This window comes from Candidatus Nebulibacter yamunensis, assembly GCF_024208055.1.
In the GTDB taxonomy this organism is placed as follows: Bacteria; Pseudomonadota; Gammaproteobacteria; order Francisellales; family Francisellaceae; genus Caedibacter; species Caedibacter lacustris.
In genome coordinates this window covers 40047-64320 of the sequence record NZ_JAMBMW010000007.1, presented here as the reverse complement: position 1 = coordinate 64320, position 24274 = coordinate 40047, and the positions used below count along the sequence as shown (strand labels likewise).

17 protein-coding genes and 1 pseudogene are annotated in these 24274 nt (G+C 36.0%); all 18 read left to right on the top strand.

What is annotated here, in order from left to right:
* The first annotated feature begins 19 nt into the window (after window positions 1-19).
* The 18 genes and pseudogenes from tig to M1V25_RS04590 all read left to right on the top strand — a co-directional run bounded on the left by tig (window position 20) and on the right by M1V25_RS04590 (window position 24105).
* Window positions 20-1336 (top strand): trigger factor, encoded by a 1317-nt coding sequence (gene tig / locus M1V25_RS04675; protein WP_498842576.1) that lies wholly within the window; start codon window positions 20-22, stop codon window positions 1334-1336.
* 175 nt (window positions 1337-1511) lie between these two features.
* Window positions 1512-2123 carry an ATP-dependent Clp endopeptidase proteolytic subunit ClpP gene (clpP, locus tag M1V25_RS04670; protein WP_116963421.1) on the top strand — a complete coding sequence of 204 codons (612 nt, stop codon included), beginning with the start codon at window positions 1512-1514 and terminating at the stop codon, window positions 2121-2123.
* Between the two features lie 72 nt (window positions 2124-2195).
* A complete protein-coding gene (gene clpX, locus M1V25_RS04665; RefSeq protein ID WP_498842575.1) occupies window positions 2196-3500 on the top strand; it encodes an ATP-dependent Clp protease ATP-binding subunit ClpX in 1305 nt (434 codons plus the stop codon).
* 38 nt (window positions 3501-3538) lie between these two features.
* On the top strand, window positions 3539-5866 hold the full coding sequence (lon, locus tag M1V25_RS04660) for an endopeptidase La (RefSeq protein WP_498842591.1): 2328 nt from the start codon (window positions 3539-3541) through the stop codon (window positions 5864-5866).
* Window positions 5867-5983: 117 nt separating this feature from the next.
* Window positions 5984-6265: pseudogene (locus M1V25_RS04655) on the top strand (HU family DNA-binding protein); the annotation flags it as partial.
* A 173-nt stretch (window positions 6266-6438) separates the two neighbouring features.
* Window positions 6439-8172: a SurA N-terminal domain-containing protein gene (locus tag M1V25_RS04650; RefSeq protein ID WP_498842574.1), complete on the top strand. Its 1734-nt coding sequence runs from the start codon at window positions 6439-6441 to the stop codon at window positions 8170-8172.
* A gap of 2 nt (window positions 8173-8174) precedes the next feature.
* On the top strand, window positions 8175-9128 hold the full coding sequence (gene miaA / locus M1V25_RS04645; RefSeq protein ID WP_498842573.1) for a tRNA (adenosine(37)-N6)-dimethylallyltransferase MiaA: 954 nt from the start codon (window positions 8175-8177) through the stop codon (window positions 9126-9128).
* 303 nt (window positions 9129-9431) lie between these two features.
* Window positions 9432-11567, top strand: a complete 2136-nt coding sequence (locus tag M1V25_RS04640) for an adenosylcobalamin-dependent ribonucleoside-diphosphate reductase (protein WP_498842572.1) — start codon at window positions 9432-9434, stop codon at window positions 11565-11567.
* Window positions 11568-11634: 67 nt separating this feature from the next.
* On the top strand, window positions 11635-13443 hold the full coding sequence (locus M1V25_RS04635) for an AAA family ATPase (RefSeq protein WP_498842571.1): 1809 nt from the start codon (window positions 11635-11637) through the stop codon (window positions 13441-13443).
* 100 nt (window positions 13444-13543) lie between these two features.
* Complete coding sequence (locus M1V25_RS04630) at window positions 13544-14236, top strand: TSCPD domain-containing protein (protein WP_116963429.1); 693 nt, start codon at window positions 13544-13546, stop codon at window positions 14234-14236.
* A gap of 3 nt (window positions 14237-14239) precedes the next feature.
* A complete protein-coding gene (locus M1V25_RS04625) occupies window positions 14240-14734 on the top strand; it encodes a hypothetical protein (RefSeq protein ID WP_116963430.1) in 495 nt (164 codons plus the stop codon).
* Between the two features lie 160 nt (window positions 14735-14894).
* Window positions 14895-16700: a thiol reductant ABC exporter subunit CydD gene (gene cydD / locus M1V25_RS04620; protein WP_498842570.1), complete on the top strand. Its 1806-nt coding sequence runs from the start codon at window positions 14895-14897 to the stop codon at window positions 16698-16700.
* Window positions 16688-18340, top strand: coding sequence for a thiol reductant ABC exporter subunit CydC (gene cydC / locus M1V25_RS04615; RefSeq protein WP_498842569.1), 1653 nt, complete (start codon window positions 16688-16690; stop codon window positions 18338-18340). The genes cydD and cydC overlap by 13 nt, the downstream gene beginning before the upstream one ends.
* Window positions 18341-18372: 32 nt before the next feature.
* Window positions 18373-19290: an ABC transporter substrate-binding protein gene (locus M1V25_RS04610; RefSeq protein WP_498842568.1), complete on the top strand. Its 918-nt coding sequence runs from the start codon at window positions 18373-18375 to the stop codon at window positions 19288-19290.
* 14 nt (window positions 19291-19304) lie between these two features.
* Window positions 19305-19472, top strand: a complete 168-nt coding sequence (locus tag M1V25_RS04605; protein WP_498842567.1) for a hypothetical protein — start codon at window positions 19305-19307, stop codon at window positions 19470-19472.
* An 8-nt stretch (window positions 19473-19480) separates the two neighbouring features.
* Window positions 19481-19906 carry an MIP/aquaporin family protein gene (locus M1V25_RS04600; RefSeq protein ID WP_498842566.1) on the top strand — a complete coding sequence of 142 codons (426 nt, stop codon included), beginning with the start codon at window positions 19481-19483 and terminating at the stop codon, window positions 19904-19906.
* Window positions 19907-20106: 200 nt separating this feature from the next.
* Entirely contained in the window at window positions 20107-22875 is a 2769-nt protein-coding gene (locus tag M1V25_RS04595; protein WP_498842565.1) for a valine--tRNA ligase, read from the top strand.
* A gap of 273 nt (window positions 22876-23148) precedes the next feature.
* Window positions 23149-24105 carry a hypothetical protein gene (locus tag M1V25_RS04590; protein ID WP_498842564.1) on the top strand — a complete coding sequence of 319 codons (957 nt, stop codon included), beginning with the start codon at window positions 23149-23151 and terminating at the stop codon, window positions 24103-24105.
* Window positions 24106-24274 lie beyond the last annotated feature (169 nt).

Sequence of the window (24274 nt, the reverse complement as noted above, 5' to 3'; positions counted from 1 at the left end):
AATTAAATAAGGAAAAACAATGCAAGTATCTGTTGAGAGAAAAGAGGGCATTCACTGTGTATTGAATATTGAGTTGCCTGCTGGTGAAATTGAACAAGAAGTCTCTAAGCGCATTCAGCGCATTGCAAGAACAGCTAAAATTGATGGCTTTAGACCAGGTAAAGTGCCAACAGGGATGATTAAGAAAAAATATGGTGAACAAGTCCGTTTTGAAGTTTTAGGTGATTTATTACCCATCAAGTATTCAAAGGCATTAAAAGATGAAAAACTTGAAGCAGCTGGAGTTGAAATTGAAATCCTTCAAAACGAAGAAGGTAAGGCACTTAAATTTAATGTTAATATTGAGCTTTTCCCTGAAGTGATAATTAAAGATTTAGATAAAATTGAAGTGAAAAAACCAGTCGTTGAATTATCTGAAGTACAGACGGACAAGATGATTGAAAACTTACGTAAACAACTTGCAGTTTGGAATGAAGTTGATCGTGAAGTTAAAAAAGACGATCGAGTAATCATTGATTTTGTTGGTCGGGTTGATGGGCAAGTCTTTGAAGGAGGTTCTGTAAATGCTTATGAGATAGTTATTGGTTCAGGTCAAATGATTCCTGGATTTGAAGATGGCATTATTGGCATGAAAAAAGATGAAGATAAAACAATTCACGTTACTTTCCCTGAGGACTATCAAAACGATGAACTTAAAAGTAAAGCAGCACAATTTAACATCGTTGTTAAAAGTATAAAAGAAGCGGTTTTACCAGAAATCAATGATAAATTTGTTGAGCAGTTTGGTATTAAAGGTGGCGTTGAAGAATTTTACGCTGAAATTAAACAAAATATGGCACGAGAACTTAAAAATGCAATCCATAAGACAATCAAGCAGCAAGTGTTTGAACAATTGGTTAAACTTATTGAGTTTGAAGTACCAAAAGCCTTGATTCAACGTGAAATTGATCGTGCTAAGCAGGACTTAATTAAGCGCATAGATGGCAAAAAAGCGCAAGTTAAAGCTGAAAATTTATCGGATGATTTATTTAGAGATCGGGCTGAACACACTGTAAAGCTTGGTTTAATTTTCCAAGCAATCGTACATGAACAGCGGTTTGAAGCGGATCAAGCAAGCATTGATGAACTAATTGAAGAAATGGCATCTATTTATGAAGATGCGCAAGAAGTCCGTGATCACGTTAAAAATAACAAACAAGAATTTGATAATATCAAGAACGTTGTGATCGAGAACAAGTTGGTGGATTGGGTCGTTGAGCAAGGTAAATCAATCGAAAAAGAAGAAGATTTTTTTGATTTAATTCGAAATGCTTTACCTCAAGGACTCACGTTCTAAAGGTGATGTGGCTTCAAGCATTCATTTTTGTGCCAGTAAAACACTGGTGAAAATGTTTTAATAAAATTAAACTAAGGCCACGTTTGTGGCTTTTTTATTATTAGTATTTTAGAGTGGTACAAATTTCTTTGTACCATATATAAAATACGTAAAATATGGATGTAAGGTGAAAAATATGATTACAAATAATTTAGTACCAATTGTTGTAGAGCAAACTGCGCGTGGAGAGCGCTCATATGACATATACTCACGTTTATTAAAGGAGCGTATTGTCTTTTTAAATGGCGAGGTTCACGATGTATCTGCAAATTTGGTAATTGCACAATTATTATTCTTAGAGTCTGAAAACCCAGACAAAGATATTTATTTTTATATTAATTCACCAGGTGGTTCGGTCACGGCTGGAATGGGAATATATGATACTATGCAATTTATTAAACCAAATGTAAGTACGATTTGTATTGGGCTTGCTGCAAGTATGGGAGCCGTATTACTAGCTGCTGGCGAAAAAGGAAAGCGTTATAGTTTACCTCACTCCCAAATTATGATCCATCAACCATTAGGTGGGTTTAGAGGTCAAGCTTCCGATGTTGAGATTCATGCTCGCAATATGCTTAGAATTAAAGAACGCTTAAATCAAGTACTAGCTCGCCATACAGGTAAAGATTATGAGCAGATGGTAAAAGATACAGATCGTGATAACTTCATGATGGCAGAAGAATCCAAAGAGTATGGTTTAATTGATCAAGTGATTGAATCACGATTAAGTATTCCTGGAACAAAATAAATTTTATTAGCTTGAATTTATATTACTTAAACCCATTTCTTTGAGGTTTTAAAGTGTTAAAGAGAGGTTTTTATGCCAAGAAAAAGACGTGGCGATGGGGATGGTAGCAGTATGCGTACACTTTATTGTTCATTTTGTGGAAAATCTCAGCAGGAAGTGCGTAAACTGATTGCAGGTCCTTCTGTGTATATTTGTAATGAATGTGTTGTATTATGTGAGGATATTATTGGTAAAGACGTTAGTTATAGTCCAGAGCATGATTTTTCAACACCTGAAGGAAAAAAGAAACTACCAAAACCAGCTGAGATTAAAAAGCATCTTGACGAATATATTATTGGTCAAGATGTGCCTAAAAAAATATTATCCGTTGCTGTTTATAATCATTATAAACGTATCTATAACAAACAATCTCAAGATGAAGACGTAACATTAGCAAAAAGCAACATTTTGCTATTAGGACCTACAGGATCAGGTAAAACGTTATTAGCACAAACGCTTGCGAAAATGCTTAATGTACCTTTTGCAATTGCAGATGCAACCACCTTAACTGAGGCAGGTTACGTGGGTGAAGATGTTGAGAATGTCATACAAAAGCTGTTACAGAATGCAGATTATGACACCAAAAAAGCAGAGTGTGGAATCATTTATATTGATGAGATCGACAAAATTGCACGTAAATCTGAAAACCCATCAATTACACGAGATGTCTCTGGCGAAGGTGTGCAGCAAGCCTTGTTAAAACTCATTGAAGGCACGATTGCATCTGTGCCACCAAAAGGTGGGCGCAAGCATCCAAATCAAGATTTAGAACAAGTTGACACAACAAATATTTTATTTATTTGTGGTGGTGCATTTGCTGGAATTGAATCAATTATTCAGCAACGTACCGAAAAATCAGGAATTGGTTTTGGTGCAGAAGTATTTGGACGTAATGATCAAGTATCTCACAATCGGTTATTAAAACAGGTTGAACCTGGAGATTTGGTTAAATTTGGGATTATTCCAGAATTGATTGGTCGGTTACCAGTTATGGCAATTCTTGAGGAGTTAGATGAAGAAGCACTCGTTCAAATTTTAACTAAACCTAAAAATGCGCTTATTAAACAATATACTAAGCTGTTCGATATGGAAGAGGTTAACGTTGAATTTACACCAGAAGCGATCAGGGCTACAGCGCACAATGCAGTGAAACGTAAAACAGGTGCACGTGGATTACGATCTATATTAGAAAATGCACTTTTAAATATCATGTTTGAAGCACCTTCAATCGATAACGTTGAAAAAGTCGTGATTGATGATTCTGTAATAAATGGTTTTGATGAACCGCTTATTATCTTAAAGGATCAAGCACATTTTAGATTAGCATCAGGTCAATAAGGTCGGATAAACTCATGAATTTATATTCTAATGAAAAAATGGATATCACAGAGCTTGTCCCTGTTATTCCACTGCGTGACATTGTGGTATGTCCATATATGGCTGTTCCACTTTTTGTTGGACGGGAAAAATCGATTGCCGCAATTAGTGAAGCACATGCTACGCGCCAAAAGGTATTGCTTGTCACCCAAAAAATAGATGATGTAGATAGCGTACATGTTAAAGATTTATATATGCTTGGTACTTATGCCAAGGTTTTACAGCTTATGAAGTTACCAGATGGTACTTATAAGGTATTAGTAGAAGGCATAAGACGCGCTAAAGTTGAAAAATACTACGAAGATACACCCTTTATTGCTGCACAAATTCAATTAATAGAGACCATAAACGATTTAAGTGAAGCTGATGAAAGTGGTTTTGTCCGAGCGTTACTTTCTAGTTTCAAGTCCCTTGCTGATATGGGTGGACAGGTACCAAAAGAAATACTTTCCTCTATTTTGTCGGATAATCAGTTACCAAGAGTGATTGATACGATTCTTGCACAAGTGCAAGCATCAGTGGCTAAAAAGCAAGAAGTATTGGAAGCTCCAAATTTGCAATTAAGAGCTTCTTTGTTGCTGAAGCTTTTAGTTGCTGAAACAGAAATATTGGAGCTTGAGCGTAGTATCAAAGATCGCGTGAAGTCTCAGATTGAGCGTAATCAGCGTGAATATTACCTTAATGAGCAGATTAAAGCCATTTATAAGGAAATGGGTGATGTGGATGAAGCGCAGGAATTTGATCAGCTTAAAGAGAGGATTGAAGCGGCAAAAATGTCAAAAGAGGCTACAGAAAAAGCATTGTCTGAGATTAAAAAGTTAAAAACAATGCCGCAAGCTTCTGCTGAATCTTCAGTATCACGTAATTATATAGAAACTCTTGTTAGTCTGCCTTGGTCGAAGCGCACTAAAATCAAGAAAGATCTTAATCATGCACAAGAGATTCTAAATAGGGATCACTATGGTTTAGAAAAAGTCAAAGAACGAATCTTAGAGTATTTAGCAGTCCAACAAAGGATGCGTAAGTTAAAAGGACCGATTCTGTGTTTAGTAGGTCCTCCTGGTGTGGGTAAAACTTCGCTTGGTCAGTCGATTGCTAAAGCAACGGGTAGACGATATGTGCGTATGGCATTAGGTGGTGTTAAAGATGAAGCCGAAATTCGTGGACATAGACGCACCTATATTGGTGCATTACCTGGTCAGATTATGCAGAAAATCAATAAGGCTCAAGTTAATAATCCATTATTTCTATTAGATGAAATAGATAAAATGTCGTCAGATTTTCGAGGTGATCCTGCTTCTGCCATGTTAGAAGTGTTAGATCCAGAACAAAACAACACTTTTAATGATCATTATTTAGAAATTGATTATGATTTATCTGATGTAATGTTTGTAGCGACGGCTAATAGTCTTAACATTCCAAATGCGCTGCGTGATCGGATGGAAATCATCTATCTGTCAGGTTATACCGAAGATGAGAAGCTAAACATTGCTACACGCTATCTTCTACCAAAAGCAATAAAAGATAATGGTTTAAAGCAGAATGAACTTAGTGTATCGGCACAGGTTATTGAGGATATTATTCGCTATTATACGCGTGAGGCAGGTGTGCGGCGTTTGCAGCAAGAAATCAGTAAGCTGTGTCGCAAAGCGGTCAAACATATTTTGTCAACAAAAGATGGTAAAAAGGTATCGATTACCAGTAAGAATCTACATGAGTACCTTGGAGTACGCCGCTATGATTTTGGTTTGGCACAGAAAGAGAATAAAGTTGGACAAGTAACAGGTTTGGCTTGGACAGAGGTTGGTGGAGATTTATTGACAATTGAAGCTGTATCGACCGTGGGTAAAGGTAAGTTGAAAATAACAGGTAAGCTTGGTGACGTGATGCAAGAGTCAGTTCATGCTGCTTTTACTGTAGTTAGGACCAAAGCTCAAGAGTATGATGTAGAAGAAGCTTTCTATGAGAAGCGTGATTTTCATATTCATGTACCAGAAGGTGCTACACCTAAAGATGGACCCAGTGCAGGTATTGCAATGTGCACAGCAATGTTATCTGCATTAACAGGTATTCCAGTAAGAAAAGATATTGCAATGACAGGTGAGATCACTTTACGTGGAGATGTGCTTGCAATTGGTGGTTTAAAGGAGAAACTACTAGCCGCACTTCGTGGTGGAATTAAGACTGTTTTAATTCCATTTAATAACAAAAAGGACTTACAAGAGATTCCACAGAATGTCAAAGAAGGTTTGGAGATTATCGCAGTAAAAACCATAGATGAAGTGTTAAAACGTGCACTTTTGCTAAAAAAAGGTCAAAAAACTTAAAAAAAGGTGTAAATAGCAATAAACCGTGTTGACGTGTGAAGTGACGCTTGCTATAACTTAGTCGAGTTGGCTAGGCAAGCCTAGTTACCAGCATAATGTTATTCAACAACGAAAGAGGAAAATATCGTGAATAAGAGTGAACTAGTAAAAGCAATCGCAGAAAAAGCTGATGTAACCAAGGATGTTGCGCAGCGCACATTGGATGCAACGACTGAGGCGTTGACTGAGGCGTTGACATCAGGTCAAACAGTAACTTTGGTTGGTTTTGGTTCTTTTCAAGTACGTGAAAGAGCTGCGCGTGAAGGTCGTAATCCTAAAACAGGTGAAAAAATGAAAATTAAAGCTTCTAAATCACCTACGTTTAAAGCGGGTAAATTATTAAAAGATGCAGTAAATTAATTACAGTTTTATATTAGGATATATGGCTAGTAAAGGTAGCTTTAAAAACTGTTTACAAAGCTTTCCTCTCAGTATCATAAAGGCATGCTAAAGCGCATGCCTTTTTCGTTTTAACATGTTAAGATGTCGCCAATTGTTATTTAAGCTAAATGAAAATAGGGTAGTTTTTTCATATGTTGCAATTGATTAACGATAAGTTTAAAGGTTGGGTGACATGGATTATTATTGTTGTCGTTAGTGCAGTTTTTATATTAACGGGGATTAGTTATTTTTTTGTCTCAAGTGGAGTATCTCCTCAAGCTGTTGCTAAAGTAGGTGATATTCAGGTTTCACAAAATACTTACCAGCAAATGCTTACACAGAACATGCAATCTGAACCTTCAGCTAATTCGAAAGCATTGCAGCAAAAAACGCTACAACAGCTAGTGGATCAATCGCTTTTACAACAAGATGCAACTGCTTCACATATTATGGTAACCGAGTCTGCTATTTCAGCTGCTATTTTTCAAAACCCAGCATTTATTGAGAATGGTCAATACTCAGCTAAACGGTTTGATGAGATCGCTAAGCTTTATGGTGGAGCTGTGCCTATCAAATCAATGATTGCTAATAGCCTTTTGACGTCAAGTATAGTAAGTCCAATTATGCAAACCCAGTTTGTGCTGAAAGATGAAATTCAAGCAGTGAGTGCGTTAATGGGACAAAAGCGAGAAATAAAATATTATAGTTTTGCAGCTAAAGATTTTAGTAAAGACGTCCAAATAAGTGATGAAGCATTACAGGCTTATTACCATGAGAATAGTACAGCTTACCAAAAGTCAAAAGAAGCCATCGTGTCATATGTGGAGCTTACATCAAAGGACTTTATAAGTAATGAACCGATTACTACAGAGGAAATTGCATCTTATTATGAAGCAAACAAAGACGCACTCTTTACTCAGGAATTAAGATCAGGTGAAATCATAACCATTAAAAAAGATGCAAAAAATAAAGAAATCGTTGCTCAAGCATTGAAAACAAATATGCTTTTAACGGCAGATCAGCAGAAAGACGTGACAATTGAAGCTATTAAGCCATTGTCTCAAGATCAAGCTTCCACTTATGCGCAATTTGCATTATTTAATTTAACGATGAGTTCATCTGTGAAAGAAACTTCAGATAATGAGTTTGTCAAGCTTACAAATATTGATATACCTAAAGAAATGACTTTAGAACAAGCTACACCTATTATCAAAAGGATTTTAACCAATCGAGCAGCACTTCAAAAGTTCAATGAGGTTTTAACGAGTATCAATAACAACAGCTTTGAACAAGTGGTTAAAACAAATAACTTAAAGGTTAGTACAACGAAGCCATTTAATCTGCAAACAACAGGTAATCAAGTGGAAGGGAATGCTAAATTACAAGAAGCTGTTCTAGGGTATAACAAAACCCAAGGTTTTATTAGTCAAGGTCAAACCGAAGGAATACTATATAAAGTTGATAAAATCACGCCTCAACGTATTTTGAGCTTTGCTGAAGTCAAAGACAAAGTCAAAAAAGCCTATATTGATCAGCAAGCATTAAAGCTGGCACAGCAAAAGGCGGAAGCTTTTTCACAAATACTTAATAAAGAGAAAATAGATAGCAGTAAAGAAAAAGCAAAAATAGAGAAAATTTCACGTAACGATTTTGGTTTAGATCAGGCATTGAAAACAGCAATCTTCAGTGATGAGTTAAATCAATATAAAACTATCCAAAATGGTGATGCCTATTGGGTATATGAAGTCACCAAAGTCATTCCAGGTGATAATGAGTTATCAATTCAAATGGTACAAAATAATTATGTAACCATTGAGTTAAATGACTACCTTACTGCACTTAAAAATCAATATCCAGTTGAGATTAATCATCAGCTGATTGAATAAATATGTCTTTATTACAAAAACAAGTCTTTGCTTTGGCTGGTCCCACTGCTTCTGGAAAAACAAATCTTGCGATCAAACTTGCAAAAGAAATTGATGCAGAGATCATTAGCGTTGATTCAACGCTTGTTTATAAGGGATTAGATATAGGTTCCGCAAAGCCGACAATTAAAGAGATGCAAGGTATTTACCATCATTTGATTGATATTATTGATCCTTGGTTAAGTTATTCAGTCAATGATTTTTTAATCGATGTACAATCTTTGATTATTAATATTCAGGCACGAAATAAAAATGTATTGTTGGTGGGTGGGACAATGATGTATTTTAAAGCTTTAGAAGAAGGAATTTCTATTTTGCCAGAAGCAAATGAGGCAACTCGTGCACAGCTAAAAGAAAAAACCTTAACCTACTGGTATGATTTTTTACAACATGCAGATCCTGTAACAGCGGTACGTTTAAATCCAGCTGATCGCCAGCGTATAGAACGAGCAGTAGAAATTATTTTGCTAACAAATAAGCCTTATTCTATAGTCATACAGCAAAACAAAAAACAAGGTGGCTTAGGACAGAGACTCACCATATGCGCTTTAGTTCCACAAGATAGAAAAAAGCTACATGATGATATTGATAAACGTTTCCACAAAATGCTTGATGCGGGTTTTTTGCACGAAGTAAAACAGTTAAAAGAAAACCCAAAAATAAACGAAAATTTGCCTGCTATGCGCAGTGTGGGTTATAGGCAAGCATGGCAATATTTAGAAGGGCAGTATGATTATCAAGCTTTTATTGATAAAGGCATTGCAGCAACAAGACAACTTGCTAAACGTCAGCTTACATGGATTCGCAATTGGCCTTATCAGCTTAAAGCAATCGATACAAGTTTAATGGATAAAGAAAAACTTGAGCAGATAATAAGTTACCTATACTCCAAATGTCCGACAAAAACGTATCCATGACTTTGAATGGGTTCGAGTACATTGGCTTGTTTATTATTGATTCTGGTGCATAGGCAGTTATATAAGTTTTATAACTGAAAAGGCTATTAAGCTATAACTGCAAAATGATTTGCGATTTGGTGTGTATAGAAATTTTAAGTATAACCTAAAGTTTTTTAAGTAACTGTAATGTCAAATAAAAAAGGCTTGTGTTTAAGTCAAGTCTTTGTACAAAAATATAGGAGAAAAAAGCACCACATTTAATTTAAAAAATGGGTAAAATAACCAAATATTTTATTGTTTTTAATAATAAAGGAGATGGTTGTGTCTTTGACAGAAGCAGTACCAGAAATTGAATTACAAGTAGCGTCACTAGATATTTGGGATAGTAAATATCGCCTTAAAACACGTTTAGGTCAACCAGTTGACAAAGACATTGATGATACTTATCAGCGTGTAGCTAAGGCATTATCAGAAGTTGAGAAAACATCAACGCTTCAACAAAAGCATTATGAGGAATTTCTTTGGGCACTAAGAAATGGAGCAATTCCAGCAGGTAGAATCATCTCAAATGCAGGTGCACTTGAACATAAACCTGCAACTTCAACGATCAATTGTACAGTATCAGGCACTATTCATGATTCTATGGATGATATTTTACAGAAAGTACATGAGTCTGGCTTAACCTTGAAAGCAGGCTGTGGCATTGGTTATGAGTTTTCAACACTACGTCCTAAAGGTGGGTTTGTTGCAGGAGCAGGTGCTCATACGTCAGGTCCGTTATCTTTTATGGATATCTATGACAAAATGTGTTTTACCATAGCCTCAGCAGGTGGTAGGCGTGGTGCACAAATGGGAACATTTGATGTGGGACATCCAGATATATTTGACTTTATACGTGCTAAGCGTGAAAACGGACGTTTGCGTCAATTTAATTTATCTTTGCTGATTACCAGAGATTTCATGTATGCGGTTGAAAACGATCAGGTGTGGCATTTGGCATTTCCAATGACTGAGGCTGAGCGAAAAGCACATCAAATTGACTTAAATGATTCAACAAAAGTGTTGTGGCGTGAATGGTCGATTAGGGATGACTATATTACCGATGATTCAGGGCTTGTGGCATGTAAAATTTATAATACTGTCAAGGCTCGTAGATTATGGGATATGATTATGTCTTCCACCTATGACTATGCTGAACCTGGATTTATTTTGATTGATAAGGTCAACGAAGAAAATAATAACTGGTTCTGTGAAACGATTCGTGCTACTAATCCATGTGGCGAACAACCACTGCCACCTTATGGTTCATGCCTTTTAGGTTCAATTAATTTGACTAAATTTGTCGAGCATCCATTTACCAATCAAGCAAGTTTTAGTTGGGAAAGGTATCGTAAAGTGGTGCGTATCTTCACACGTATGCTTGATAACGTGGTTGAGATTAATGGCTTACCATTGCAAGAACAGCGTAATGAAATTGAATCAAAACGTCGTCATGGCATGGGATTTTTAGGTCTAGGCTCAACGTTGAGTATGCTTAAGATGAAATATGGCGAAAAAGCTTCAATTGACTTTACAGAAGAAGTTGCAAGGCAGATGGCGCTAGAAGGTTGGCGTGAAGGTGTAGCATTGGCTAAAGAAAAAGGGAGTGCCCCTGTTTTAGAGAAAGATTATATCATAACGGAAGAATTTTTACGTTTACGTCCCGAAATAACTGCTGATGGAATCAAAGTGGGTGATTTGGTAAAAGGACGAGTTTTACATGCAAGATACAGTCGTTATATGCAGCGCATTGCTAAAGAAGATATTTCAATCATTGATGCAATTTGTGAGCATGGTTGTCGATTTACTCACCACACCTCAATTGCTCCAACAGGTACAATCTCGTTATCACTTGCCAATAATGTCAGCAATGGCATTGAACCAAGTTTTGCGCACCACTATTCGCGTAATGTGATAAGAGCAGGTAAAAAATCAAAAGAAAAAGTGGATGTATTTTCATATGAGCTATTAGCTTATCGTCATTTTGTCAATCAGAATGCAATACCGCATGCTAAAGATGAGGTCAATAAGTTACCAGATTACTTTATTGCAGCGGATAATGTGACGCCTAAACAACATGTTGATATTCAAGCGGTAGCTCAAAAATGGGTAGATTCGAGTATTTCTAAAACAGCAAATGTGCCAACAGACTTTCCATTTGCTGATTTTAAAGATATCTACCTTTATGCTTATCATCAAGGGCTTAAAGGCTGTACGACGTTCAGATTTAACCCTGAAGTTTTCCAAGGCGTGCTGGTTAAAGATGAGGATTTGGAAAAAACTATGTATCGCTTTACCCTCGAGGATGGCTCTGTGCTTGAGTTAAAAGGTAATGAAATGATTGAATACGATGGCGAACAGCACAGCGCTGCAAATCTCTATGATGCCTTGAAAGAGGGATATTATGGGAAGTTTTAAAGTAGGCATAAAAGATCATGATGAAGCAATTAATTTGTATAGAGTTAGTCAGGGGTGAGAGTTAATCATGAAATCTATAACACTTTCTGTTCCTGAAGGCTATAAAGGGATAAGAAATGAAATTAATTTTAAGTTTAATGGTAATTTAGCTGTCATAACTGGTTTAAATGGAGCAGGAAAAACCACTATTTTGAAATTTCTATGTGAAAATCATGAAAATAGAAATAGGGTGTTTTTTAAAACACAAAGTAGTGTAAAGCACCATAGACTTACCCTTTTCCAAAAAAATAGACTAGTACAAAGGAATGCCGATAATTTAAGCTTTGACGATGTCATGGATTATATTCACGATGCGTTTCTCAGGTTTTTTAAGCAGCAAGATTATATTCATGAGTACGAGCTATACCAAATGTTATTTGATGAAAATTCCTATTTATACGATGAAGGTTATGACTTTTTGCCCAAAATTGTGGAGATACTTTCTTCTTTTGAAGATTCAGAAGCGATAAGAAAGCAGCTTGGTTTGGTTACTCAATCAGATCGAGAAGAGTCTATTAAAAGAAAAATTTCTGAAATTACTAAGTCTGATAAAAATCCTTTCCCATTTAAGCAACCAAGCAGGGTTTACACACAATATCTGAAAAAATTGCTTTCTCCAAAGCAACAAACGTTAATTGATGAACTAAGTTCTCAATGTGAAAATGAGTTGAAGCAAGAGTGTAGAAGAAAGGCATCTATCAAAGATAAACAGAGTCTCGAGAATTATATATATGATTTAGTTTCTAAAGCCGTTATAAGGGTGGATTCTATTATTACTAAGCTATCACAAAGAATTTATGAAGATGCTAGAGCAAACAACAATAGGACAAAAACACGAAAGCTATGGGAAAAGATTAATGAAGAGCTTAGCAATTATGATGAGTTTAAATATAGAATCGTCAAGCCTAGTTTATTTTCCTCTAGATATGAAATAAGTTTTGAAATGGAGGAGAAAGAAGCAAAAACATTAGTCCATTTTGACTCACTTTCTAGCGGCGAAAAGGTGATTTTCGAGTTGGTTTGTTATTATTTTATGGCAGATAATATTAAAGGATTGGAACTTGTTATACTTGATGAGTTTGATGCTAATTTAAACCCAGCTTTGGCAGAAAGTTATTTAAAAACAGTCAGAAAACAATTTTGTGACAAAGGTGTTACAGCTATTTTAACAACCCATTCACCGTCAACGGTGGCAGAGGTTGAGCCAGGAGAGTTATACGAAATATCAGTTAATAAAGATCAGCATGAGCTAACATGTGCAGAAAATGCTGATGGCAAGAAAAAGATTTTAAAAAAGCTTGCCCCAAAGTTTGTGTATTATAGTGAGTTTGGGAATCTGGAGTATATTTTAAATACTAGGGCTGACACCATTATTTTGGTTGAGGGCAAGTTTGATGAAAAAAATTTTAAAACGCATACTAATTATAATAACTACACATTTATAGCATGTGGCGGCAAAGGAAACATAAAAAATTTTTTGGTATGCTTGGAAGCAATTCCCTTTTTAAAAAATATTGTAAAGGATAAATTAATCATAGGTTTGTTTGACTTTGATCTTGCTGGTAGAGACGGCATTAAAAACATAGTTGACACAGTAATAGATGATGAATTAGCGCTAAAAATTAAGAATAAGGAGAGCCCTTTTGTTTCACATAAGAACAATGTTTATTTAGCAATGTTTAAACCCAAGGATCAAGATAGCTGGGAATACAAAAGTAAGTATTATAGGCATCAGGAATTAAAAACGGATGGAGTAGAAGGGCTGAATAGGCAATATGGTATGTTAAAAGAAATAGAGTCAAAGTACATCTTGGATCAAAAAACACAAAACTTATGAAATTTTAGATAGTTTGATAGACAAAACCTATATACTGCGTAAAAACTAAAGAAGAACTACGCACTCTGTTTTCAAGTAAAAATAGTAATTGGAGCATAAAATGGTCATGAAAATAGAAAAGAAAATTATTGAATTTAAAATCGTGAAACCTGAGGAAAAACTAACAAATGTTACAGTAAAGTCATTAAAAAAAGAAAAATTACATCAGCAGATGAGTGAAAATATCAAACGCCCTGAATCATTGATAGGGGAAACTTATAAGATCAAACCACCTAATGCAGAACATGCCTTATATGTCACAATCAATGATATTATATTGAATGAAGGTACTGAACATGAAGTACGCAGACCTTTTGAGATTTTCCTAAGTTCTAAGAATATAGAGCATTTTCAATGGACTATTGCGTTGACACTGATTATTTCAGCTGTCTTTCGAAAAGGGGGCGACATTACTTTCCTAGTTGAGGAATTACGCTCGGTATTTGATCCAAATGGTGGATATTTAAAGCGTGGTGGTAAATATATTCCGTCCCTAGTATCAGAAATTGGCGATGTCATTGAAAAACATTTAAAGAAAATTAACATGTTACCAGCGGGTGATTTGGATGAAAGTCAAAAGCTTTTTATTGCCGCTAAACGTGAGGAATTGGATAAGCGACAGCAGCCAAGTAATGATGCAACAACTAATTTTCCACCTGAATCTCAACTGTGTACTAAGTGCAATACTAAGGCAATGATAAATATGGATAACTGTTTGACTTGTCTAAATTGTGGCTACTCTAAGTGTGGTTAGACAATGCTTTACGCTTTTTTCTATCTTGCCTTTTGCACTTATCTTGGCTTATTTCTCAAAAATAAAATTGCCATCACTTTTTTAGCAGTTTCAGTACTTAGTTGGTTTATTGTCAGAATTCCTGAAATCAATGCTGATTTATGGTATCGCTTTGTGCTGATGAGTTTGTCATATGCCACAGAGTTAGCTGTTTTACTTTATTTTTTGCCAAAAAAGGTTATTGAACTTACAAGACCTAATATACAAAAAAGTTTAATTATAGCCGCTGTTTTGCTGGTAATGTTTAGCTTAGCTGTTTTTGTTAGTAGCATTTTGATTCCTTATATGCAACAGACTCTCATGCAACAAGCAAATGTAGACATTAACGGATTATTAAGCCAAATTGGTTGGTTGTATCGCTTTGGTTCATTCGCTGGCTGGTTAAGCTTTTTTACTTATCTATACCTTTGGATTGGCTTGACAAGGTTTAATGTAAAAATTCCAGTAAGCGTTATTTAGCATTTCCTACTAAAAAACATTGACCTATTATCGATTGTTATCAAATCGTACTATAAAACACCATGAAAACAAAATTTGAGTTCCTGACTATTTGGGCTTACATGGTTTTTACATGTTGATATAATGCCGCCATGAATTGTACGCTTTATAGATTGAATAGATGTCAAATACTGCGCTTGAGCGTAAAAGTGCGCGCTTGTGGTTAAAATCAAAAGCAAAACCAGCAAAGCGATGGATCCAATTGACTGTTTTTGTGAGTTTTACAAGTGGTTTATTGTTAATTGGTCAGTTGTATTTATTAGCACACATTTGCTATGCCGCTTTTATCGAGCACTTATCGCAAACTCAACTTATTACTTATTTTATTGGAATTGCCATGATCGTATTGATTCGGGCAGGCTTATCATGGTTAAAAGAAATAGTAAGCTTTCAGGCAGCAGCATGTGTTAAACAGCAATTAAGAGAAGATATCATCTTGCATATTAATCGCTTGGGACCCATAAAGGCATCTACAGTGAGTAGTGGTGAGCTCGTAAGCTCGGCAATGGAACAAGTAGAGGGAATGAATAATTTCTTAACTCATTTTTTACCACAGGTGACACTAGCTGGACTTATGCCTTTTGCAATTTTAATATTCGTCTTTCCACAAAGCATTGTTTGTGGATTGATTTTACTTATTTGTGCGCCACTTATTCCTTTGTTTATGATGTTGGTGGGATTGGGTGCTGAGAGCGAAAATCAGAAACATTTTAAAACTTTAGGACGGATAAGCTCAGTTTTTTTAGATACATTACAAGGCTTGGCAACGATTAGGTTGTTTAACCGGAGTAAGCAGCATGCTAAAGTCATCTTTAATTACTCAGATGAATATCGTATAAAAACAATGAAAGTACTAAGAATGGCTTTTTTATCTTCGGCAGTACTAGAGGTTTTCTCAGCTGCATCTATTGCACTTGTTGCGATTTATTTGGGCATGGGATTTATCAATAGTGCAAATACACATACCATTTGGTGGGTGTTTGATAATATGACTTTACAAGGTGGACTGTTTATTTTGCTATTAGCACCTGAGTTTTTCCTACCATTGCGTGAGTTAAGTACACATTACCATGCTAAAGCCGAAGCAGTAGGTGCTGCTCTTGAGTTGCAAAAAATATTTGATTTACAGGAGGATAAAGGAGGCGTTCAACTTCCTTTTACTGAAAACATTCAATTCATTTCATTTAATCAATTAAGCTATAGTTATCATGGTAAAAGCCAATCGGCATTAAATAATATTTCATTAACAATAACAAAAGGACAAAAGATAGCAGTTATAGGTGCAAGTGGTGCGGGTAAAACAACTGTGCTTAATTTATTGATGAAATTTATACATGAAAAAAATAATAAACTCCTTATTAATGGATATACGCCTTTAAATGACATAAACGAAAAAGATTGGCTTAAGAAAATCAGTTGGCTTGGTCAACATGCAGGTTTATTTAAAGGTAGTATAAGGTATAACTTATTGCTTGCTAAAGAACATGCAACAGATGATGAATTATGGCATGCGTTGACGTTGGCAGCTTTAGATAAGGAAGTCAAAACATTTGCTGATGGATTGGATACGGAGCTAGGTGAACAAAATTTAGGTTTATCAGGTGGTCAAGCCCAGCGTTTAGCATTAGCACGAGCTTACCTTAAACCATGTGAATTACTGTTATTAGATGAGCCAACAGCAAGTTTAGATGAAAAAAACGAAACACTTATCATGGAAAGTCTAATTCGAAATTGGACGGATAAAACGGTGATCATGCTCACCCATCGTTTGGCTTTTTTGTCTAAAATGGATCACATTGTGGTCATGAATGAAGGTAAGATCGTCCAGCAAGGCAGCTTAGAAAGCTTATTAGCAGAAAAGTCAGGTTTTTTTAATGCATTATATGCGTATCATATTGATAGAGAGGTGCATTCATGCGCGAGTTAATTCCTTTTTTAAGCCTTTTTAAAAATCAAGCAAAATGGATGTTTATTGGCACGGGTTTAGCATTTCTGGCGATTTTAGCTAGTATCGGTTTGTTATCCTTGTCAGGATGGTTTATTTCAGCCACTGGTTTTGTTGCAATTTCAAGTTATGCTGTTATGCAGGAGTTTAACTATTTTTACCCAGCTGCGGGGGTTCGCACTTTTTCTTTATTTCGAATTGTCACACGTTATGGTGAGCGGGTATTTACCCATGAAGCAACGTTTAAAATTTTGACAGATGTGCGTGTATGGGTATACCAAAAACTTACTCCATTAGCCCCTGTACATTTGACACAATACAAAAGTGGAGACTTATTAAATCGCTTAGTGAATGATGTCAATGCGCTTGATAATTTATACATTCGAATTATTTCACCAAGTTGTGTGCTTTTTTTATCAATTTTGGTTATTGGTATTTTCTTTAGTTTCTTTAGCATAGGGCTTGCGATCACTACGATGCTCTTGGCTTGTGTTGCAGGTTTTTTTATTCCAGTTGGTGTTGGAACACTATCGGCAAAGTATGCGGCAAATTTAGCACAAGAGAGTGCGGAACTTAAAACAGCTATTACTGAACATATTCAATCTTTAGCAGAGCTTAAAGTTTTTGCAGCTGAAGATAAGCATAATAAGTTAATCCAAATACAAAATATGTCACTGATTCAAAGTCAGCAAAAGATGAGTTGTTATACTGGATTAAGTGCAGCATTAATGACTTTATTTTTAGGTTTAACTTTATGGTTTGGCGTTTGGATTGCTGTGGGACTTGTGCATAGTGGACATCTAAATGGTGCATTTATTGCCTTAATTGCATTGGCAATTATGGGACTTTTTGAAGCGATAATGCCGTTACCTGTGGCGTATCAGTATTTAGGACGTACATTGACCTCAGCTAAACGTTTACTACAAATTATTGATCAAAAGCCTACAGTTAGTTTTCCAGAGGGAAGTAGTGATAAAAAACCAGTTGATAATAGCATTCATTTTGAGGATATTGATTTTTGTTATCAAAATCGGACAAAGATTTACCATCGTTTTAATCTTGCGTTAAAACCCAATGAGAAAGTAGTACTTTTTGGTACAACAGGTTGTGGTAAATCAACTTTGGTGAATTTATTAGCTCGATTTTTTGTACCACAAAAAGGTTGTATTTTGATCGGTGGAGTAGATATTAGTAAATTAAGTGAAAATCAGTTACGTCAACAAATGACGATTATTACGCAGCAGCCACATATTTTCAATGGCAGTATTCGTAATAATTTGTTGTTAGCAAATGAAGGTGCAACAGACGATATGCTTTGGGATGCGCTTGATGTCGTTGATTTAAAGATATTTGTCGCAACCCTTGCAAATTGCTTAGACACATGGGTTGGTGAGCATGGTAAACATTTATCAAAGGGGCAAAAACGACGCTTGTCGTTGGCACAAGCAGTACTGTCACACAATCCAATATTAGTCTTAGATGAACCAACAGAAGGTCTGGATAAAGTGACGGAAGATCGGGTAATAAAAGCATTAAAAACGGTTATGGACAATAAAACGGTTATTTTAATCACGCATAGCCGTAAATTGTTAACCTATGTAGATAGAGTAATTTATCTATAAACGATGATTTAGAAACATGACGAAGAAATATCATGCAATCTTTAATACAAAGTAAAAAAAGTAAAAAAACGCATTTAAACTGCAAAGTTATGTTGGTTGTGCTTTTACTTCATATATTACCTTATATTGCAGGTGCCAATACGACCAAAGTCATTTCGTTATCACCCAATACCACAGCAATTATTCGTAACGTTATTATGTTCGCTCAAAAAACTTCAGAAGAGGATAATGCCAAACTCATTGCCACAATTTACTATCCAGGTCAGCCAGAATATTATCAGCAATATGAAAATATCGGTTCATTCCAAGCATTAAACGTTACAAAAATATTGATGCTTAAACCAGATATTGTAATTACTTGGCAAGGGCAAACACAACCTCAAACCATCACATTGTTAGAGCGTTTTGGTATTAAAGTTAAGATATTTAATGCAGATAATTTAGAAGAACTAGGTAAGACATTTGTTGAAATAGGAACAGCTATTAATCTCAATCAAGCTGCAACTAAGTTGCAGCTTGATTTTATGCATAAAATCAATCAAGCCACCCAAAACAAAAACAAACCAAAACGTAGCATAACTTTACTTTTTCAATTAGCAGAAAAGCCCATTTTTGTAGCTGGTGGCAGTGGTATTTTAAATGACATTATCACGCGTTGTGGCGGAGAAAACGTTTTTAAAAGCATAAAGAAAGTCAGTTTTGAAACCGATGTCAGTGCGATATTAAAAGAAAATCCACAATTGATTATCATGCTTGGTACGATGAAGACAGCATGGCAAAAACAGCCAAATAGTATGTGGCAACAATGGACGTATCTTAAAGCTGTAAAAAATCACTTCGTTTATCAGCTATCATCCGATGAAATCTCCCAATTTTCCCCACAAATTGTAACTGGAATAATAAGCATGTGTGATATACTCTCTAGCGCAAACTCACAACTACATCCTTAAGTGTAGGGGGATATATGTTACATAGTGCTTTTTTTGGGGAATTATTAGGTTGTATAGTATTGATTTTACTTGGTGGAGGTGTTGTTGCAGGGGTGCTATTAAAGCAGTCTAAAGCTGAAAATAGCGGTTGGATGGTGATTACAGCTGGCTGGGGATTTGCGGTAATGATGGCTGTTTTTTAGGAGGTGTTTTGGTATGGCTTAGCTATTACCCCCATTGGCAATATACTAAAAATTCTCATTTTAAGCTGATGATATTTTCTACTCATCCTGCTATGCGCCATAAAGGTAGTAATTTTTTGACTGAGCTTATTGCGACAACACTTTTAATTATTTTTGTTGGTGCGTTGATCAATTATGGCAATAAACTCCCTTTTGCTAATGGCAGCTTACCTTATGTATTTGGCTTTGCGGTGTGGGGAATTGGTCTATCTTTAGGCGGACCCACAGGTTATGCAATTAATCCAGCTAGGGACTTAGGTCCTAGAATTGCACATATGATCTTACCTATCAAAGGCAAAGGCTCAAGTGACTGGGGTTATGCCTGGGTGCCTATTTTAGCACCACTAACTGGGGCTGTTTTAGGTGTAATATTAATTCGAGTATTTATGTTTTAAAGCTGATTTTCCACTCAAATAAACTGTACTGTCAGATGTGTTATGACATTAATATGGATATATTTTAAAGCTTTTTTTGCCAAGTCTATGTGATAGAATACCAGCCTGAATTTTTGATCTACTCCTATCATTAGTTATTTTGCATAAGTTTTTGCAAAGTAGTTTGTGATGGATATAAGCTAACAAACAGGACAATTAAGATGTCAGAAATACAAAAAAATTATGATCCAAAATTACTAGAACAAAAATGTTATGAAACGTGGGAAAAAAAAGGTTTATTTAGATGTGGTCAAACTAAGGGTGTGCCTTTTACTATCATGCTTCCTCCACCTAATGTGACCGGAACTTTACACATGGGGCATGGTTTTCAGCAAACCTTAATGGATTTATTAATACGTTATCATCGGATGATGGGCGATAATGCTTTATGGCAGCCTGGAACTGATCATGCAGGTATTGCAACACAAATGGTAGTTGAGCGTAATTTAAACGCAGAAGGGGTTTCGCGCCATGATTTAGGACGGGAAAAGTTCATAGAGAGGATTTGGCAGTGGAAGGAGTATTCAGGTGGTACAATTGCTAAGCAAATGCGTCGCTTAGGGGCATCTTGTGATTGGTCTCGTGAGCGTTTTACTATGGATGATGGTTTATCTAAAGCCGTACAAACATGCTTTATTAAATTGTATGAAGATGGTTTAGCTTATCGTGGTGAGCGCTTAGTCAATTGGGATCCAGTACTATTAACAGCTGTTTCTGATTTAGAGGTGGTTCAAGAAGAAGAAAATGGTTCACTTTGGCATTTTCGTTATCCATTAGTAGATGACAGTGGTAGTATCGAAATTGCAACAACTCGTCCTGAAACGATGTTAGGAGATGTGGCAGTAGCAGTTAATCCAGAAGATGAACGTTATAAGCATTTAATTGGTAAGCTAGTTAAGCTACCTTTAACAGAGCGAGAAATTCCTATAATTGCGGATGAATACGTTGATGTTGAGTTTGGGACAGGTTGCGTTAAAATTACACCTGCACATGACTTTAATGATTATGAAATTGGTAAACGCCACCATTTACCAATAATTAACATCTTAGCAAACGATGCCAAATTAAACACAAATGTTCCCAAAGTCTATCAGGGTTTAGACCGTTTTGAAGCACGTAAAAAGATCGTGATTGATATGGAAGCGCAAGGCTTTTTAGTTAAAGTTGAACCACATGTTTTAAAAGTGCCTAAAGGTGATAGGACAGGTGCGATACTTGAACCCTATTTAACTAAACAGTGGTTTGTTAAAGCAGGTGAATTAGGAAAACCAGCACTTGAAGCAGTTGAAAATGGTAGTGTGCGCTTTGTACCAGATAATTGGAAAAATACGTATTATTCGTGGATGAATGATTTGCAAGATTGGTGTATTTCACGTCAATTGTGGTGGGGGCATCGAATCCCCGCCTGGTACGATCTAAATGGCAAGGTATATGTTGGTAGTTCTGAAGAGGATGTACGGACTAAATATGGTTTATCACTTGAGTTAATCTTACAGCAAGATGAAGATGTATTTGATACCTGGTTTTCAGCAGCACTTTGGCCATTTTCAACTTTAGGTTGGCCTGAAAATACACCTGAACTTAAAAAGTATTACCCTACAAGCGTATTGGTAACGGGTTTTGATATTATCTTTTTTTGGGTGGCCAGAATGATGATGTTTGGTCTTTATTTTATGAAAGATGTGCCATTTAGGGATATCTACATCACAGGACTCATTCGCGATGCAGAAGGGCAAAAGATGTCAAAATCAAAAGGAAATGTATTGGACCCAGTTGATTTGATTGATGGTATTTCCTTGGAAGACTTAATTTCAAAACGCACTCAAGCTTTGATGCAGCCACAAATGAAAACAAAAGTCGAAAAGCAAACCCATAAACATTTTCCTAACGGAATTGAGGCATATGGCACCGATGCGCTGCGCTTTACTTTTACTGCCCTTGCTTCAACTTCGCGTGATATTTGTTTTGATGTGGCGCGCATGGAAGGTTATCGTAATTTTTGTAACAAGCTATGGAACGCTTCGCGCTTTGTGATGATGAACCTTGAAGACTACGATGCCAACGATAATCAATATAAAATCGGGATTGCTGAGCATTGGATTTGGCATAAGCTTAATCAAACAATTGTTGAAGTACATAAACACATTGCTCAATATCGTTTTGATCTATTGGCGCAAACGATATATGAATTTGTTTGGAATCAATATTGTGATTGGTACGTTGAATTTGCCAAAGCAAGCTTAAACGATGAAAACGTTACTCCAGAACAAAAGCAAGGCGTTCAATATACCTTAATTACCGTACTAGATAAAATTTTGCGCTTAGCTCACCCGATCATACCATTTATTACTGAGGAAATTTTTAGTCAAGTGAAAGTGTTTACCCAGGATAGCATAACATCAATTATGACTAGCAACTTCCCTGTATTTGATCAAAACCTTGTCAATGAAAAAGCTTCAAATGAGATAGAGTGGGTTAAAAGAATCATTGTAGCAATAAGAACTATTCGTTCAGAAATGAACGTTAAGCCAAGCTTAAACATTTTACTTTATATCAAAAATGCAACTACAGATGAACTGGTCAAATTACAGGTAATGAAATCACTCATTCAGTCAATGGCTAAAGTGTCTGATATTATAGTAAATAACGACGTACCGATGTCGGCAACAACTTTGGTTGATAATATGGAATTACATATTCCATTGGCAGGTTTGATAGACGTTACAGCCGAGCAAATGCGCCTAAAAAAAGAGCAAGAAAAATTAGAAAAAGAAATTATTCGCTTGAGAGCTAAATTAAGCAATGAAAAATTTGTTGCCAATGCTCCACTTGATGTTGTTGAAAAAGAGAAAACAAAGCTTTTTGAATACCAAAGCACTCAGGCTAAATTGGTAAAACAGTTTGAAAAATTAGAAGCTTTATTACCATAACCCTTCCAGTATCATTTTAATGCGTGCGCGATAAACGCCTTTAAGAGATTGAGTAGTACTTTTAGTCTTGATTTGTATGGTGTGAAGTGTATTTTGGGTAAGCTCAGTGCCCAGTTGAGATATATCTTTACCATCTGCGGTCACGATAAGTGGTAATGTAGGAGGTGATTCAGGACTATTTTTATGCGAGGATAGTTTTATTAAGCTTTTTCTTCACAGATTCTAACTGAAGTCAGTACTTTAGATCAACATGCTCGTGCAGGTTCGGCGTGGATGAGATCTGAAACACTACAAAATGTGACTATGCCTGTTCAATTAAGTTATGGTATTCAGAAAAAACAGATAGATATCCATCTGCTAGGCTACATCCTGGAATATAGCGCATATAAAAGTCGTGAGAAACTTGACCTACAGTTGGAAGATAAAAGCTGTATTTTATGGACACATACGGAAGCCCAGGTGACACAGCTTGCCATTAAGGCTAATTGTGGTGGATTCTCATATAAAATTCAGCTTGGAGCCGGTTTAAAAACATTATTGAAAGGCTTGTATTTTGGTATTGAAAGGCAACAGGTTAAAGATCTTCGTGGGGGGCAGTGGCGCTTACAGGCTGGCGGGATGCTATCGCGTTTAACATTTAAAGTGGCAGCAGTAGAGGCAACAGATGCTGAAAATGTGCCAGCCTTAAGACAGCTAGAAAATAAGTTAAAATCAGATCAATCTGGCTTTAATTTACAGATGCCTCAGGATCTTCTTGTGATTAATATTCCGTTCACAACGACCTTTGCTCTGGAAAATGACGCAAGACAGTTAAATCTTCAGCTGATTCCTGATCAATCATGGGGTGAGGGGGCTTATGCCTCAGAAGCTAAAGCGCAACAGATATTACATTATCGCACCAATCAATCAATAGAAGGCGTGAAAGTAAGCATTGATTGTGATACGCCAGTGGTGAGATATAACTCAACTTCAGCCTGTGAAATGAAAAACACACAGACAAACGATATTAGCCCTTTGTTATTTTTATTGGCTTGGTGTGAAAACGATAGATACTGCATAAAAACTAAAGATGCCTATACCAGGCTTGTTCCAAGTGTGCCACATACCATTTACGACAAAAGTGGTCAGTTATATTTCACTTTGCAGGCAGTTGCTCCTGAATTGGGGTTGAAAAAAGCTGCTGGTGAGTATACGGCGAAAGCAACAATCAAAGTAGAAAGTATTTTTTAAATCAATTGGGTCATTTGGGGAGGGGATAGCGTGATGATGGTAAGGGTTAATATGCATATTTTGCTATTGCAATTCCATATAAGCGCTAGACGGGACGCTATGCTGTATTTTGATTTATTTGGGGGATAAGATGAAATTAAAGTCTTTATATTGTTTGTGTTTCTTGGTG

Bases quoted from the DNA above. Each gene is read 5' to 3' on its own strand.
- M1V25_RS04590 (WP_498842564.1), top strand. From the start codon at position 23,149: ATGAGATCTGAAACACTACAAAATGTGACTATGCCTGTTCAATTAAGT.
- M1V25_RS04630 (WP_116963429.1), top strand. From the start codon at position 13,544: ATGGTCATGAAAATAGAAAAGAAAATTATTGAATTTAAAATCGTGAAA.
- M1V25_RS04605 (WP_498842567.1), top strand. From the start codon at position 19,305: ATGTTACATAGTGCTTTTTTTGGGGAATTATTAGGTTGTATAGTATTG.
- cydC (WP_498842569.1), top strand. From the start codon at position 16,688: ATGCGCGAGTTAATTCCTTTTTTAAGCCTTTTTAAAAATCAAGCAAAA.
- lon (WP_498842591.1), top strand. From the start codon at position 3,539: ATGGATATCACAGAGCTTGTCCCTGTTATTCCACTGCGTGACATTGTG.
- M1V25_RS04635 (WP_498842571.1), top strand. From the start codon at position 11,635: ATGAAATCTATAACACTTTCTGTTCCTGAAGGCTATAAAGGGATAAGA.
- M1V25_RS04595 (WP_498842565.1), top strand. From the start codon at position 20,107: ATGTCAGAAATACAAAAAAATTATGATCCAAAATTACTAGAACAAAAA.
- clpP (WP_116963421.1), top strand. From the start codon at position 1,512: ATGATTACAAATAATTTAGTACCAATTGTTGTAGAGCAAACTGCGCGT.
- miaA (WP_498842573.1), top strand. From the start codon at position 8,175: ATGTCTTTATTACAAAAACAAGTCTTTGCTTTGGCTGGTCCCACTGCT.
- M1V25_RS04625 (WP_116963430.1), top strand. From the start codon at position 14,240: ATGCTTTACGCTTTTTTCTATCTTGCCTTTTGCACTTATCTTGGCTTA.
- M1V25_RS04650 (WP_498842574.1), top strand. From the start codon at position 6,439: ATGTTGCAATTGATTAACGATAAGTTTAAAGGTTGGGTGACATGGATT.
- cydD (WP_498842570.1), top strand. From the start codon at position 14,895: ATGTCAAATACTGCGCTTGAGCGTAAAAGTGCGCGCTTGTGGTTAAAA.
- clpX (WP_498842575.1), top strand. From the start codon at position 2,196: ATGCCAAGAAAAAGACGTGGCGATGGGGATGGTAGCAGTATGCGTACA.
- M1V25_RS04610 (WP_498842568.1), top strand. From the start codon at position 18,373: ATGCAATCTTTAATACAAAGTAAAAAAAGTAAAAAAACGCATTTAAAC.
- tig (WP_498842576.1), top strand. From the start codon at position 20: ATGCAAGTATCTGTTGAGAGAAAAGAGGGCATTCACTGTGTATTGAAT.